General features: G+C 30.0%; 16 protein-coding genes. 12 read left to right on the forward strand and 4 right to left on the reverse strand.

Annotation, left to right across the window (positions count from 1 at the left end; translation table 11 throughout):
• Nucleotides 1-221: 221 nt before the first annotated feature.
• Nucleotides 222-1,421, reverse strand: coding sequence for a putative multidrug effflux MFS transporter TcaB (locus tag MHZ36_RS02345; protein WP_239229353.1), 1,200 nt, complete (start codon nucleotides 1,419-1,421; stop codon nucleotides 222-224).
• 216 nt (nucleotides 1,422-1,637) lie between these two features.
• On the opposite strand from MHZ36_RS02345, the gene MHZ36_RS02350 reads away from it, so the two are divergent.
• The gene (locus tag MHZ36_RS02350) at nucleotides 1,638-2,021 is read left to right on the forward strand and encodes a GtrA family protein (RefSeq protein ID WP_239229354.1); all 384 of its coding nucleotides are present in this window, start codon (nucleotides 1,638-1,640) and stop codon (nucleotides 2,019-2,021) included.
• Nucleotides 2,022-2,214: 193 nt separating this feature from the next.
• Nucleotides 2,215-3,090: a cation diffusion facilitator family transporter gene (locus tag MHZ36_RS02355; RefSeq protein WP_239229355.1), complete on the forward strand. Its 876-nt coding sequence runs from the start codon at nucleotides 2,215-2,217 to the stop codon at nucleotides 3,088-3,090.
• A gap of 149 nt (nucleotides 3,091-3,239) precedes the next feature.
• Here the strand turns inward: MHZ36_RS02355 and MHZ36_RS02360 are convergent, their stop codons facing one another.
• Nucleotides 3,240-3,611 (reverse strand): aggregation-promoting factor C-terminal-like domain-containing protein, encoded by a 372-nt coding sequence (locus MHZ36_RS02360; protein ID WP_239229356.1) that lies wholly within the window; start codon nucleotides 3,609-3,611, stop codon nucleotides 3,240-3,242.
• A gap of 370 nt (nucleotides 3,612-3,981) precedes the next feature.
• On the opposite strand from MHZ36_RS02360, the gene MHZ36_RS02365 reads away from it, so the two are divergent.
• A complete protein-coding gene (locus MHZ36_RS02365) occupies nucleotides 3,982-4,668 on the forward strand; it encodes a 2,3-diphosphoglycerate-dependent phosphoglycerate mutase (RefSeq protein WP_239229376.1) in 687 nt (228 codons plus the stop codon).
• A 296-nt stretch (nucleotides 4,669-4,964) separates the two neighbouring features.
• On the opposite strand, the gene MHZ36_RS02370 is transcribed toward MHZ36_RS02365, so the two are convergent.
• Nucleotides 4,965-5,069 carry a putative metal homeostasis protein gene (locus tag MHZ36_RS02370; RefSeq protein ID WP_107513352.1) on the reverse strand — a complete coding sequence of 35 codons (105 nt, stop codon included), beginning with the start codon at nucleotides 5,067-5,069 and terminating at the stop codon, nucleotides 4,965-4,967.
• A gap of 208 nt (nucleotides 5,070-5,277) precedes the next feature.
• On the opposite strand from MHZ36_RS02370, the gene MHZ36_RS02375 reads away from it, so the two are divergent.
• Together MHZ36_RS02375 and MHZ36_RS02380 are read left to right on the forward strand one after the other, a co-directional pair.
• Nucleotides 5,278-6,711 (forward strand): MDR family MFS transporter, encoded by a 1,434-nt coding sequence (locus tag MHZ36_RS02375; protein ID WP_239229377.1) that lies wholly within the window; start codon nucleotides 5,278-5,280, stop codon nucleotides 6,709-6,711.
• Nucleotides 6,712-6,840: 129 nt separating this feature from the next.
• On the forward strand, nucleotides 6,841-7,185 hold the full coding sequence (locus MHZ36_RS02380; protein ID WP_239229379.1) for an ASCH domain-containing protein: 345 nt from the start codon (nucleotides 6,841-6,843) through the stop codon (nucleotides 7,183-7,185).
• Between the two features lie 215 nt (nucleotides 7,186-7,400).
• Here the strand turns inward: MHZ36_RS02380 and MHZ36_RS02385 are convergent, their stop codons facing one another.
• Entirely contained in the window at nucleotides 7,401-8,645 is a 1,245-nt protein-coding gene (locus MHZ36_RS02385; protein WP_239229381.1) for an aminoacyltransferase, read from the reverse strand.
• A gap of 255 nt (nucleotides 8,646-8,900) precedes the next feature.
• On the opposite strand from MHZ36_RS02385, the gene MHZ36_RS02390 reads away from it, so the two are divergent.
• From MHZ36_RS02390 to MHZ36_RS02420, 7 genes are all read left to right on the forward strand, one after another.
• Nucleotides 8,901-9,275, forward strand: a complete 375-nt coding sequence (locus MHZ36_RS02390) for a cystatin-like fold lipoprotein (protein WP_239229382.1) — start codon at nucleotides 8,901-8,903, stop codon at nucleotides 9,273-9,275.
• Between the two features lie 45 nt (nucleotides 9,276-9,320).
• Nucleotides 9,321-9,923, forward strand: a complete 603-nt coding sequence (locus MHZ36_RS02395) for a DsbA family protein (protein WP_239229384.1) — start codon at nucleotides 9,321-9,323, stop codon at nucleotides 9,921-9,923.
• Nucleotides 9,924-10,357: 434 nt separating this feature from the next.
• Nucleotides 10,358-11,896 (forward strand): zinc ABC transporter substrate-binding lipoprotein AdcA, encoded by a 1,539-nt coding sequence (gene adcA, locus MHZ36_RS02400; RefSeq protein ID WP_239229386.1) that lies wholly within the window; start codon nucleotides 10,358-10,360, stop codon nucleotides 11,894-11,896.
• 156 nt (nucleotides 11,897-12,052) lie between these two features.
• On the forward strand, nucleotides 12,053-12,568 hold the full coding sequence (locus MHZ36_RS02405) for a YceI family protein (RefSeq protein ID WP_239229388.1): 516 nt from the start codon (nucleotides 12,053-12,055) through the stop codon (nucleotides 12,566-12,568).
• Between the two features lie 157 nt (nucleotides 12,569-12,725).
• Entirely contained in the window at nucleotides 12,726-13,313 is a 588-nt protein-coding gene (locus MHZ36_RS02410; protein ID WP_239229638.1) for a helix-hairpin-helix domain-containing protein, read from the forward strand.
• A 1-nt stretch (nucleotide 13,314) separates the two neighbouring features.
• Complete coding sequence (locus MHZ36_RS02415) at nucleotides 13,315-13,788, forward strand: SRPBCC family protein (protein ID WP_239229390.1); 474 nt, start codon at nucleotides 13,315-13,317, stop codon at nucleotides 13,786-13,788.
• A gap of 79 nt (nucleotides 13,789-13,867) precedes the next feature.
• Nucleotides 13,868-14,050 carry a hypothetical protein gene (locus MHZ36_RS02420; RefSeq protein WP_239229392.1) on the forward strand — a complete coding sequence of 61 codons (183 nt, stop codon included), beginning with the start codon at nucleotides 13,868-13,870 and terminating at the stop codon, nucleotides 14,048-14,050.
• Nucleotide 14,051: the final 1 nt, after the last annotated feature.

Consider the following 14,051-nt stretch of genomic DNA (forward strand, 5'->3'; position numbering starts at 1 on the left):
TCCTTGGCATAGTTAAGATTAATCTCAAATTTACTAATATTATATATTGATGTTGTGATTTTTAATATTAAAAAGCTTTGTTATGAATATGGAAATGGATATTAATAAAATTACTTTATTCAATCGATTGTATAAGATAACTAGATAGTAAATATTAAAAAAGGTGAAAACTACGTGTGATATAAAATTTATATCACATGTATGTTTCCACCAAAGCTATATTAATTATTTTGTTTTTGGAAGTATTTTAATGATATTTCTAAACCTATAATCAATAGTGCTGTAATAATTAAAACTGTAATATAAGGTAATGTATTATATTCACCTTTTATTCCAATTAAGGGTGCCATAATACCACCCAAAATAAATTGGAATAAGCCTAATAAGCTAGATGCATTACCACTTCCACCTGTCCGAGACTCCATTGCAAGTGCGAAACTAAGTGGACCAATTCCAGTAACCGGGCAGACATTCAAGAAGAATGCGATAACAAGCACCCATAGAGGTAAATGCAAGGTTAGTGAAATAACAATGAGTATTACACCTGTCAGCTGTATAGTTGTGAGCGCGATAAGTAAAAAATAACGATTGAAGCGCTCAACCAATTTAGCAGTAACTTGGCTCATTATTATTAAGCCAATACCATTCACCGCAAATAAAAAACTAAACTGCTGTGGTGTCATTTCATATATTTTCTGGGTAATAAATGGAGCTGCTGATGAAAAACTAAACAGCATAACATAGGTTAGACCCTGTAATAACATTGGTAATATAAATGCGGGTGTTTTTAATAAACTACCAAAATCTTTAAAAATAGCTCCGAAATTGAGCTTTGATAATTCGTTAGTACGTGTTTCTTCCATTTTGAAAATGGCGAATACGAGAATAAGTAAACTGACAACTGTTAAAATTAAAAATATAGCTTGCCAATTTGCTACTGCCAATGCATAGCCACCAACTAATGGTGCTAGAATTGTGATGATGCCATTGACTACTAATAGCGATGCTAGTCCTTTTGCTAATGTTTTCCCTTTATGTTGATCGCCGATTGATGCCTTCGCAATCACAATTGCACCACCACCAGTAAGTCCTTGGATTAAACGTAAAATAAGTAATCCAGTCATAGAGGTAGTAAAAATAGCAATAAATGAAGCAATAGCATATATTGTAATAATAATGAGTGCAATTTTTTTTCGGCCAAAAGCATCGGATAATGGTCCAAATGTAAATTGTCCTAAAGCAAGTCCGATCATAGCAAATGAGAGTGATAGTTGTGCTTCAGAGGCTGTTGTACTAAAATCACTTTGAACACTTGGCAATGATGGTACATACATATCTATAGTCAATGGACCGAAAGTTGTCATAACACCTAGTACGATTATAATCATTATAGGTAGTTGACGGGATGAAGTTTTATCCATATTGAGTACTCCTTTGTAATACTTTCTAATGCTTTATTATATACATGTTTTATAACTTTGTAACTAGGTAATTGTCTCATTTATAGACGGCTTACAAATTACTATAATCTGTTTTAATTAGTATAGTAGTTATAGTAACTTAAAAATTTATGTTTATATGTTTACAAGTTATGAAAATAGTAAATAATTAATTGACTAATATAAAGAGGTAATACGATGCATTTAACGAAAACACATTATGAACTTATAAAATTTGTAATTGTCGGTGGTATCAACACGCTAGATTATTATATTGTTTATTTATTATTATTAAAATTTATTGGTTGGAATTATTTAATCAGTCATATTTTGGGGTTTGTTGTAAGTTTTATTATTTCTTATTATTTAAACTGTTATTTCGTTTATAAAGTAACGCCAACGTGGAAAAAGTTTATTCAATTTCCTATAACGCAAGTTATTAATATGGGAATGCAAACATTATTGTTGTATATTTTCGTTCAATGGTTTCATATTTCTTCAATCATTGCACCTTTTGCAGGTCTGATTATTACTATTCCAATTACTTTTATGCTTTCTAAATATATTTTAAAAGATGAGTAAAAGAGGAGAATGAACCTTAATCATATAAGGGGAGTGCTCCTTTTATTTTTGCGCAATTTAATATTAATTATTAGGAAAGGCTAAAAAAATATTTTGATATAAATTATTAAATAATTTTAGAATAAAAAACATTGTAAATATGCTGGTAATGAGCGATAATAAATATCCAATAATAATTAAGGTGGTCTATATCATGTCTCATTTGGAAAACTTGAAAATTGCTCAAAGAGGTGCATATCTCAGTTTAGTCGTTTATATTTTATTATCTATAGCAAAGTATACAGTAGGTTATTTATATAATTCGGCAGCGGTAAGAGCAGATAGTTTAAACAATATGACAGATATTATCGTTTCCTTAGCGGTAATCATTGGCTTGAAAATTTCTATCAAACCTGCTGATAAAAACCACCCATACGGACATTTGAAATCAGAAAACATCTCCACGTTATTAGTTTCATTTATTATAATGTTTGTGGGTATACAAGTTGTAATTGAAAATCTACCTAATATTTTTTCTAATGAGCATCATACTCCGAATATCGTAACGATTTATGTCAGTGTCATTAGTGGATTAATCATGTTTGGTGTCTATGTAATCAATCAAAAACTAGCTAAACGTACAAATAGTAGTTCGCTTAATTCGGCAGCAAAAGATAATTTATCAGATGCGCTTGTCAGTATTGGTACAGCGATAGGCTTAATATTTACTCAATTTGGATTACCTATTATTGATACAATTTTAGCAACTATATTAGGTTTATTAATCATTTATACAGGTTATGGCATTTTCAAAGAATCTATCTTTACTTTGAGTGATGGCTTTAATGAGCAAGAATTAGAAGACTATAGAAATTATGTACTCGATATCGAAGATGTAATTGATGTTCAAAATATTAAGGGGCGTTATCACGGTAGCAGCGTTTTTGTAGATGTAACAATTGTTGTTGAATCTAACTTATCATTAGAAGATGCACATCACATTTGTGATGCAGTAGAGCAACATATGCATGAAAAGGGCATCTCTTCGGTCTATGTGCATCCAGAACCACAATCAATTCAAGCAGATTAATTAAATATTAAAATAGAAAGTGGGACAGAAATTCAATTTTTACAAATGATTTCTGTCCCACATTTTTTATAATTATCTATTTTTAATCATAGTTAGTATATGAGGTCTTATTTCAAATAAGCATATTCAATTATTTGAAATAATTGAGCTTACCACCAACCGTTAGCAATATGGAATTGAACAGCGCCATCTATAGAACCATAACGATCTTCAGCGTACTGAATCATTCCTTTTGTTTGCTCTTCAACTGAACCTGTACCCCATGCTTCTTTAGTTTGACCTAGACCTTTATATCCAAGTTCATTTACAGCGTCAGGATTACCACTTGATTCTGGCATTACGACATTATCCCATAGTGATTTTGTGCCACCAGCTTGGATGAATTCATTGTAAACGTCATTAGTAGATTGGCTTGCTGTAGCAGTTTCTGCAGCATCAGCTGTTGATACATTTGCAGTTGCACCAAATCCTGTTGCAGCGATTGTAAGTGATGCAAATGATGCTAATAATAGTTTTTTCATTAAAAGTTCCTCCTAAATTAAATATAATCCATTCGTCTAACAAGGGATTATTCAATACTAAAATTTGTCTTTGGCTAATTTGTATTTTAATGACCGAATGTTTATTTCGATTTAACGTTATTCACTATAACATCTATAAATAGTGCTTAGGTTACAGAAAAATAAAAATAGAATTTCATTTATGAATAAAAGAATACAATTATTTCAATAAGTAGTGTAAATTGTTATAATCTAAATGTGTAGTAACGATACTAAAAACGGGAATAACTGATTGTGTAAGCATAAATAGAGAAGAGATATCGTGATATATAAATGTAATATTTCTGTAAATATCGTTCAAGACCAATATATTAAGGAGTGAATATATAATATGCCAAAGTTAATTTTATGTAGACATGGACAAAGTGAATGGAATGCTAAAAATTTATTTACAGGATGGGCAGATGTGGATTTATCAGATCAAGGTCGAAATGAGGCAATTACTTCTGGCCAAAAATTAAAACAGCAAAACATTGAAATCGATATTGTATTTACATCATTATTAGAAAGAGCGATTAAAACGACATATCATTTATTGTCAGAATCAAATCAACTGTTTATTCCTGTAGTAAAAACATGGCGATTAAATGAGCGTCATTATGGTGGTTTACAAGGTTTAAATAAAGATAGTGCTAAGGAAGAGTATGGAGAAGAACAAGTTCATATATGGAGACGTTCTTATGATGTTGCACCTCCTCAACAAAGTGAGAAGCAAAGAAATGATTATTTAACAGATAAAAAATATGAACATTTAGATAGAAGGATAATGCCTGAATCTGAAAGTTTAAAGGACACGCTTGAACGCGTCATACCATACTGGAATGATCAAATTTCACAACAGTTGTTAGATGGTAAAACTGTGCTTGTATCAGCACATGGGAATTCATTACGTGCATTAATTAAATATCTTGAAAATGTTTCAGATGAAGATATTATCGGTTATGAAATTAAAACTGGTGCACCATTGATTTATGAATTAACAGATGATTTAAAAGTAATTGATAAATATTATCTCTAAAATGAATTGAATGCGTAATTTCATTTATAGAAATCAATTTTTATATGTTAGATTGAGAAGTTAAAAATAAATATTTGGGAACATTAAAAAAACAGGCTGGGACGTTAAATAATGTCTCAGCCTATATCATAGGTTCCTATGATGAATAAAAGCATTCATTATGTAGAGCATTCGCTATAAAAGATACTTTTATTAAAAGTGTGGATAAATTTTAGAAACATATATGTTGTTCGAATCTTTTTAACATATTTTAAGAATTAGAGAAAATAAGGATAAACATTAATTGAAGTGAGGAATTATTTATTACGTTTATGTTGTTTTATAATTTTTAAAGCACGTTTTCGTGTTTTGATGTTCGGACTATTCAAATTACGACGCGCTGTCTGTAAATCTAATTTCATGACTACGACCTCCTTAATCTGATTTTATTATGAAGGAAAACTCTAAGTTTGTAAATAGTAATCATTACGATTTGTTGAATATATTTTCTTTTTAATAAATTTATGTAAATTAGAAGCTTATCATATGAATTGCAGTAGAAAAATATGTATAATTCATAGTTATGTTGTCCTATGGGATAAGATAGTTAAATAGGAAAAGGAGAAGTATATGACACAGAAAACAAGAATCATAATGGTTATCACAATGTTATTTGGTGGCTTTTTTGGTTTACTTAATGAAACGTTACTCACGACTGCTCTACCAAGTATAATGAGAGAATTTAACATAGATTATACAAAAGTACAGTGGCTAACAACTGCATTTTTATTAGTCAATGGTGTTGTTATTCCATTATCTGCAATGGTGATTCAGAGATATTCTACGCGACAAGTCTTTTTAACTGCAATTCTAATATTTTTAGGAGGAACAATTGTTGCAGCATTTAGTCCTAATTTCCAAATATTGTTAATCGCACGAATCATTCAAGCTTTAGGTTCTGGTATTATGATGCCATTAATGATGACGACAATTTTAGATGTGTTCGAACCTCACGAAAGAGGGAAATACATGGGAATCTTCGGTTTAGTCATTGGTTTAGCACCAGCAATTGGTCCAACATTATCAGGTTACTTAGTTGAATACTTAGACTGGAGAGCATTATTCTATGTCGTAGCACCAGTTGCACTGCTAACGTTCTTGGCATCAACTAAGTATGTGGTCAATGTTGGGACAAATAGACGTGTTCCAATTGATTTCTTATCAATCATATTATCCGTCTTAGGGTTTGGCGGCGTATTATATGGAACAAGTTCTATATCGAGAGATGGGTGGAATGATCCCGTAGTCTTAACAACGATTATTGGTGGAATTATTCTAGTGGCTTTATTTATTTTCAGACAAACAAGGTTATCAACACCCTTACTTGATTTTTCTGTTTTTAAAAATAGTCAATTTGCAGTAGGTATTACAATCATGGGCTTTACCATGATTTCGATGATTGGTTCAGAGACTATACTGCCAATGTTTGTTCAAAATATAATGAAAGATAGTGCTTTACAATCTGGATTAATATTACTTCCAGGAGCTATTGTTATGGGAATTATGTCTGTAATATCAGGTATTTTATTTGATAAATTTGGTGCGAAAATTTTGGGCATTATCGGAATGGTTATTGTCATTGTGACAAGCTCTTTCTTCGTCTTTATGGATGGAGAGACTTCATCATTAACACTTACTATCGTTTATGGTGTTCGTATGATAGGTATCGCGTTAAGTCTAATGCCACTGATGACATATACAATGAACCAATTACCTCAAGAGATGAATGCACACGGTTCATCTATGACAAATACGGTTCAACAAATTGCAGCATCCATAGGTACTGCTGGATTGATTACTACAATGAGTCAAGTATCTAAAAACTTCACACCTGAAATGAGTAATTATAAAGGTATGAATAAGAAAGAAATGGCGATAAATATACAACATGATGCACTGTTAAGTGGTTACCATGGGGCATTCTGGTTTGCAATCATAATTTCAATCATTAGCTTGATTTGTGTATTTATGCTAAAAAGTAAGAAAAAACTAGATGCAGAGTAATTGATAGCATTGAACAAAATATAATAGCTGGTAAAACTTCTGATATAATATGGTAGAAGTTTTATCAGTTATTATTTTTTTAGCAGTAATTTCACCTTGCAGGTTTGTAAAAAGAAAGTGGTGGTAAATATGGAACACTATATGAAATTAAATGATAGTCCTTTCCAGTCTGTAAAAAGGGGTGTGAAAACAATTGAAATTCGGCTCAATGATGAAAAAAGACAACAGATTCAACATGGAGATAAAATTGTATTTACCAATCTTTCTACCTCAGAAACGGAACGGGTTAAAGTGATCGCAATTAAAAAATATGATACGTTTCAGGCACTGTTAAAAGATTTTACTAATGTTGAAGTTGGCTTCAGTGAAGAAATGCAACTGTCACAAAAATTAGCTCAAATATATCAAATATATACACAGACTAGTGAACTTGAATATGGTGCTTTAGCAATTAAAATAGAACGTAGCATATAAACAATTAATAATAAATTACCTAAAGCAAACCAATGACTTTAATGAAGTTGGTTTGTTTTTTAGAATTGCAACTGGTAAAACAAATTTGTAAGAAAGATACATTCAAAAGACAGGTACTACATAAAAAAGTACAAAAAACCTGCCAACAATGTAATAACAATGTTAGCAGGTAATATTAATGTCATATTCTACTCGCAGTAATCAGGTTAATTTAGTTATAATTTGCCAATTAACTTACCAATTTTGTATACGAGTGGATGAATTGGTTTAACAAAATCACCAATATATTCATGTACATGCGCATTAAAGCCTTTTTTAAATTGTTGTACACCAAAGTCTTCGGCATTATCGCTAAAGTCACCGGTAATACCGTAAAAATTATAAGAATCGATATTATGCGCTTTGGCGAATTTAATCATTTCCCACTGCAATTTGTACGCACCCATATAAGCGTTATACATAGGATTAGATCCACTGGATAAATAATAAACTTCATGATCATTGTATATATAAATCGCAGAAGCTAAGTCTAAAATAGTACCATCTGTATCAATTGTTTGTTGAGTATCATCTATTTTACGTTGTGTACTATTGATTTGCTGCGTTAATTGCGTGTGCTTGGTTTTTTGCTTTTTCGAATTAGGACTTTCTTGCAAGGCTTTTTCTACTTCTACTAATTCAGATTGAAGTTCAGCATGCTTTGTTTTTAAACTATCAAGATATTCCTTCAAATCAATATAAGCTAATTGTAGAAAAGCATTTCCTTTATAGGCTTTTTGTAAGGCTTCGAAATAGGGTTCATCACGAAATGAAAAACCGTGTTTTTCCTCAGCCATTTTAAATAATTTGAAAAAACGATTTGTTTCTTCAATAGGTAAAGTAGTAACTTTCACACCCATTTCTTCAGTACGTTTGATATTTCGGCGCGTTTGATAATCCATTTCTTTAAGTAATTGGTTAGGTGTTTTATCTTTTAAATCTAAAACAGAATGCCAACGAATCTGGCTTGTTTGAGAGTAACCTACACTATAACCTTGATGTTGATATCCTAGTTGATTCAATGTTGGAATTAAACTTCTATTGTCAAAAGACTTTAAAATTTCGCCATCAGCATTGCGTATATTTTCTAATATATATGGATCTAGTAAGACGTAAAGACAGTTATGTTTTTTTAGATACGCTGTAAGTGATTTAAAATAAAAGTCTACAAGTGCGATATTGTTATAATCCATCACAGGTCCACGTTGGCTATAAAAATATTTAAAGAACTTTAAAGCTCGTGCTTCGGTAAACATACCGGCAGCAATAACTTCATTATCATCATTTTTTACACCAAGAAGATGGGCATCGCCTTGAATTTGATTACGAGAGTTAAAATAAACACGTGTTTGTGTGTAATGAGAAAAGTTATTTTGTGTAAATTTTTCGAACTCTTCGGGGGTAATATTCACAAATTGCATATAGTTTATTTTCCTCCTTAAAAAACCAACTTAAAAATTTCTTATTAAGTTGATTGGCATATAACTATTATACCAAATATGAATTGTAATAGCATATTATAAACTAATCATTACAACTAAAGTTTGAGGTATTATAATTAGATAGTTATATGTTAAATTAATATAGAAGAATTTAAGTATTCATTGTATGATATTATGTACGGATTTAAAATGTATACTAATGTAAGTGTTAAAGGGTAATAGGAGATGTTTTAAATGAAAAAGTTATTCGTTATGGCGGTAGCCATTTTAATGATTGCAACTGCTTGTAGTAGTGGCAAATATGCAGATAAAATAGATAAAGCTTCTAATAAACAGCAAAAATATCAAACTCATTTACATAAAGACCACAAAGAAGACGTAGATAAGAAATTTGATAAAAAAGAAGCAAATATCTATGTGTTTGATGATGGCAAATATGTAATGATTGCTTATAAGCCTTTAAAAAATGATGCTGAAGCACAGTATTTTACTTATCAATTTAAAGATGGTAAAGCAAAATATTTAAAAGCATTTAATTCAAAAGGCTATTATCAAAAACATAAAGAAGATGCTGATTATGAAGAAGAGAATATGAACTTAAATGAATAGTTTATTTTAATGTATGAAACAACAAACGAGGTGTGCACAACAAATATGAAAAAACTATGGATGAGTTTGAGCTTGCTAGCATGCATTATATTATTGTCAGCTTGTGGTAACAGTGACAATGTACATAAAGATGATAAAGTAGATAAAGATGGAAAAATAAGAATTATCGAGTACGGTGACTTTAAATGCCCATATTGTAAAAAAGTAGAAAATAAAGTTATGCCAAAGTTAAAGCACGAATACATTGATAAAGGAAAAGTTAACTATCAATTTGTAAATATGGCATTTTTAGGAAAAGACTCTATCATTGGTTCCCGCGCTGGACATGCAGTTCAAAGATTAGCACCAAATTCATATTTAACTTTCCAAAAGTTAATGTTTAAACAACAACCTGACAATGAAAAACCTTGGATTACTACAAAATTAGTAGATAAACAGATAGATCAATTGGATATTTCAACAAATACTAAAACAAAAATAAAAAACGACTATAAAAAAGAAAATAGTGAATCTTGGAAGGCAGCTAAAAAAGATAGAAAACAATATAAAGAAAATCATATAGATACAGCACCTACAGTATTTATCAATGGAAAAAAAGTAAAAGATCCTTATAAATATAGTAATTATAAGAAATTACTAAATGAATAGTTTAAATAATACATTATTTATGAGTATTGTGGATTGATGATTTAAAACAAGATTTATTTTCTAGGAAAATCTAGTCACGTATTATGGGATATAGAAAACCAATATGTAAATAGCTATGACAAAGTCTATGATGATGGAGCTTTTGTCATGGCTATTTTTTTATTGTTTTATAGAGGTGGCTTGTATGTTAAGCATAGTACTCTAATTTTATTATAGGGTTTATTTACCTTATACAAAGTTTCCTAATTATAAAATAATATTTAAATGAAATAGTTATGATATGCAATGCATTTTAATTCGTTGAACTGTGACAAATAGTGCGTTTCTTTATATTAAATCGAAACAATTACGAAAAAAGGATTTGAGCTATTGCTTTTTTTAGGATGTCCGTCTATAATTTTAAATCGTAACGATTACTATTTAAGGAGGATTTTATGAAAAAATCATTATACATATTATTTTTAGTTGCAACTATAGTAGTTTTAGCAACTGCCTGTGGGAAAGGCGATGCAGATGATGACAAGAAGAAGGACAAAATTAAAGTCAATACTACTGTATATCCATTAAAGTCATTTACAGAACAAATTGGTGGCAAACACGTATCGGTTAAATCAATTTATCCGGCGGGTACAGATTTACATGACTATGAACCAACACAAAAAGATATTATTAATACTAATAAATCTGACCTGTTTATTTATACAGGGGATAATCTAGACCCTGTTTCGAAGAAAATAGCGAAAACGATTAAAGATAAAGATAAAAAATTATCTTTAGAAGAGAAATTAGATATGTCTCAACTATTAACAGATCAACATCACCATGAAGGTGAGGAAAGTGAACATGAACATCATCACCATCATCACGGAGGTTATGATCCACATGTTTGGTTAGATACTAAATTTGACCAAACATTTGCTAAAGAAATTAAAGATGAATTAGTTAAAAAAGATCCAAAGCATAAAGCTTATTATGAAAAAAATTATAAAAAATTGAACAAAGATCTTGAGAAAATTGATAGTAAAATGAAAGAAACAGTTAAAGGTAAAGAAGGTAGTACGATCTTTATTTCACATGAATCTATTGGGTATTTAGCAGAACGTTATGGTTTTGTACAAAAAGGAGTTCAAAACATGAACGCAGAAGATCCTTCTCAAAAAGATTTAACTAAAATTGTGAAGGAAATAAAAAGCTCTGGTGCGAAATATATATTATATGAAGACAATGTTTCACATAAAGTAACAGATACAATACGTAAAGAAACATCTGCGAAACCACTAAAATTTTATAATATGGAATCTATGACTAAAGAACAAACGAAAGATGATAACATTTCTTTCCAATCACTTATGAATAATAATATTAAGCAAATTGGTAAAGCTTTAAATCCAAAGGTTAAAACAACTACGTCGGACAATGATGAAAAACATGAGAAAGCTATATCTGATGGTTATTTTAAAGATAATCAAATAAAAGATAGAGCATTATCTGATTATAATGGGAATTGGAAATCAGTTTATCCTTTATTGAAAGATGGAACGTTAGACGCTGTTATGAAACATAAAGCTAAAGAAGATGATTCTATGAGTGAAAAAGAATACAAAGATTATTATGAAAAAGGATATAAAACAAATGTAGATAATATTAAAATAGCTGATAATGTAATTACATTTACTAAGAACGGAAAGACTGTTGAAGGACAGTATGATTATGATGGTAAAGAAGTCTTGAAATATGACAAAGGTAATCGTGGTGTCAGATTTACTTTTAAATTAAAAGGGGAATCTAACCAAGACTTGCCTAAGTACGTACAATTTAGTGATCATAATATAGCACCAAAGAAAGCAGCACATTTCCATATTTTCATGGGTAACGATAAACAAAAATTATTAAAAGAAGTAGATAATTGGCCTACGTACTATCCTGCAAATCAAAAAGATGATGAAGTTAAGGAAGATATGCTAGCACATTAAATGATTGTAATTTAACTGTTAAATGTATTGGTGTTATATGAGTAAAAAGTTGATAAAAGGGAATAAAAAATATCAACAGAGAATGAGCATTAATTTTGATATAATAAATATACTTGGTATAATAAATGTATCTTAATAACTTTGGAGGTATGATGTATGACAACTTTTAACTTTGATCCAGCACATTCAGCAATTGAATTTTCAATTAAACACTTGGTTATTTCAAATGTGAAAGGTAGATTTAATGAATTCGATGCAAAGGCAGATGGAGATATCAATGATTTAAGCACACTTAAAGGTGAATTTACTATCAATGTAGATTCAATCGACACTCGTGTTGCTGATCGTGATGCACATTTAAAAGGTGAAGATTTCTTTGATGTTGCAAATTACCCTGAAATTAAATTTGTAATTACAAATACAAATGACAATACTGTAACAGGTGATTTAACAATTAAGGGTGAAACACAACAAGAAACATTTGATTTATCATATGAAGGTAAAAGTAAAAACCCAATGAATGGTGCAGAAACAGTTGGATTTATTATTAACGGATCAGTAGATCGTGATAAATATGGTATTACATTTAATCAACCATTAGAAACAGGTGGACTCATGTTAGGTAAAGAAGTTCATTTCCAAGTAAGCTTAGAATTTGCTCTTGAAGATTAATAAATAAGTAATTGCTTTTTAAGACGGCTTATAACTATTTCGTATAGTTATAAGTCGTCTTTTTTGTGCAACCGCTTTTAAGTTTTGTACACTATGAAAATGTTAAATAGCAATAGTTTGGGTATAAGTTATTTAAGAAAGGGGAGATAGAATGGGAATGGACTTGCCAAAAATAGGTAAACCAGCAACTCGTGCATTGAATGCATATGGCATATCAAGTTTGGAAGACGTTGCACACTATAATAAAACGACATTGTTAGATATTCATGGTGTTGGACCGAAAGCAATTAAATTATTAGAAGAAGCGCTCAAAAACCAGGGTTTGCATTTTAAAAATATAACCGGAGAAGGTTTACCTTTTGAGCTTATTGGTGATCTACAATGCGATAATGCTCCAAAAAGGCGAATGATGTTTGATTTTTTAATTGCATCAGCTCAATGTGATAAAGAAAAGTTAGATTCGGTATTAAGTAAAAATTTTATATGGAAAGTACCTAATGCATTTGAATTGAATGGTGTGGAAGAATTTTATAATGAGTTGCGTGAACATCAAGTAGATATTAAGCATATAGTTATAAATGATACTATTTCACATGGAAAAATAGGTTCTATGCACGGCGAGCAATTGCAAAGTGATGGTTCTAAATTATGGTTCGCAGATTTCTTTGAATTTGAAAATCATAAGAAAGATGCCAAGATTAAAACAGTGACATCCTATGTAATTATGAATGAAGGAGAATCTTAATATGAGTATTAAAGTAGATAATAATAAAATTATTTTCACAAGAACTTTTAATACAACAGTTGAAAATGTGTTTAAATCCTATACAGATGAACAGTTATTTAAATCTTGGTTTCATCCAGAAGGTGGTTCAACTGAAATATTTAAGTTTGATGTAAGGGGTGGTGGAGATGCATTTTTTGCAATTCATACATCAGAAGGAACGAGCTATACTGTAACGAAATATAACAAAGTTGTAGCTCCTTCAACTATTGATTATTTTGATTATTTTGCAGATAGTGAAGGTAATATAAATAAAAATATGGCAGGTATGCATAATATAATCAACTTAAATCAAATTAATAAAGATGAAACAGAAATTGAATCGGTATCAGTGTTACCAGATGCCCAATCAGCTCAAGATTTATTAAATATGGGAGTTGAAGCGGGTATGAATAGTACTTTTGATAATTTAGAGAAGTTAATTGTGACATTATAAATGTCAAAAATATGTTAAAAATATAAGGCCTCTTTTTTTACTATTATGGATATAATAGAAATGAAAAGAGGTGAGTGCTTTGAATAAACGTTATGTTAAAGTTTTATTTCTTTATTCATTCAGTACTTTAATACCAACCTTATTATTAAATGAGAAATGTATGAGTAATCATGGATTAAAATGGTTTATGCGTACATTAGCAGGTTATGGTATTTTTGCATATGGTTTAAAGGTTTTAAGTAAATTTAAAGCCAACGCATAAT

It is taken from the genome of Staphylococcus sp. ACRSN, from assembly GCF_022346615.1.
In the GTDB taxonomy this organism is placed as follows: Bacteria; Bacillota; Bacilli; order Staphylococcales; family Staphylococcaceae; genus Staphylococcus.

Coding starts and splice junctions, on each gene's coding strand:
- MHZ36_RS02350 (WP_239229354.1), top strand. CDS start 1,638: ATGCATTTAACGAAAACACATTATGAACTTATAAAATTTGTAATTGTC.
- MHZ36_RS02405 (WP_239229388.1), top strand. CDS start 12,053: ATGACAACTTTTAACTTTGATCCAGCACATTCAGCAATTGAATTTTCA.
- MHZ36_RS02345 (WP_239229353.1), bottom strand. CDS start 1,421: ATGGATAAAACTTCATCCCGTCAACTACCTATAATGATTATAATCGTA.
- MHZ36_RS02355 (WP_239229355.1), top strand. CDS start 2,215: ATGTCTCATTTGGAAAACTTGAAAATTGCTCAAAGAGGTGCATATCTC.
- MHZ36_RS02390 (WP_239229382.1), top strand. CDS start 8,901: ATGAAAAAGTTATTCGTTATGGCGGTAGCCATTTTAATGATTGCAACT.
- MHZ36_RS02410 (WP_239229638.1), top strand. CDS start 12,726: ATGGACTTGCCAAAAATAGGTAAACCAGCAACTCGTGCATTGAATGCA.
- MHZ36_RS02385 (WP_239229381.1), bottom strand. CDS start 8,645: ATGCAATTTGTGAATATTACCCCCGAAGAGTTCGAAAAATTTACACAA.
- MHZ36_RS02360 (WP_239229356.1), bottom strand. CDS start 3,611: ATGAAAAAACTATTATTAGCATCATTTGCATCACTTACAATCGCTGCA.
- MHZ36_RS02395 (WP_239229384.1), top strand. CDS start 9,321: ATGAAAAAACTATGGATGAGTTTGAGCTTGCTAGCATGCATTATATTA.
- adcA (WP_239229386.1), top strand. CDS start 10,358: ATGAAAAAATCATTATACATATTATTTTTAGTTGCAACTATAGTAGTT.
- MHZ36_RS02365 (WP_239229376.1), top strand. CDS start 3,982: ATGCCAAAGTTAATTTTATGTAGACATGGACAAAGTGAATGGAATGCT.
- MHZ36_RS02370 (WP_107513352.1), bottom strand. CDS start 5,069: ATGAAATTAGATTTACAGACAGCGCGTCGTAATTTGAATAGTCCGAAC.
- MHZ36_RS02415 (WP_239229390.1), top strand. CDS start 13,315: ATGAGTATTAAAGTAGATAATAATAAAATTATTTTCACAAGAACTTTT.
- MHZ36_RS02380 (WP_239229379.1), top strand. CDS start 6,841: ATGGAACACTATATGAAATTAAATGATAGTCCTTTCCAGTCTGTAAAA.
- MHZ36_RS02375 (WP_239229377.1), top strand. CDS start 5,278: ATGACACAGAAAACAAGAATCATAATGGTTATCACAATGTTATTTGGT.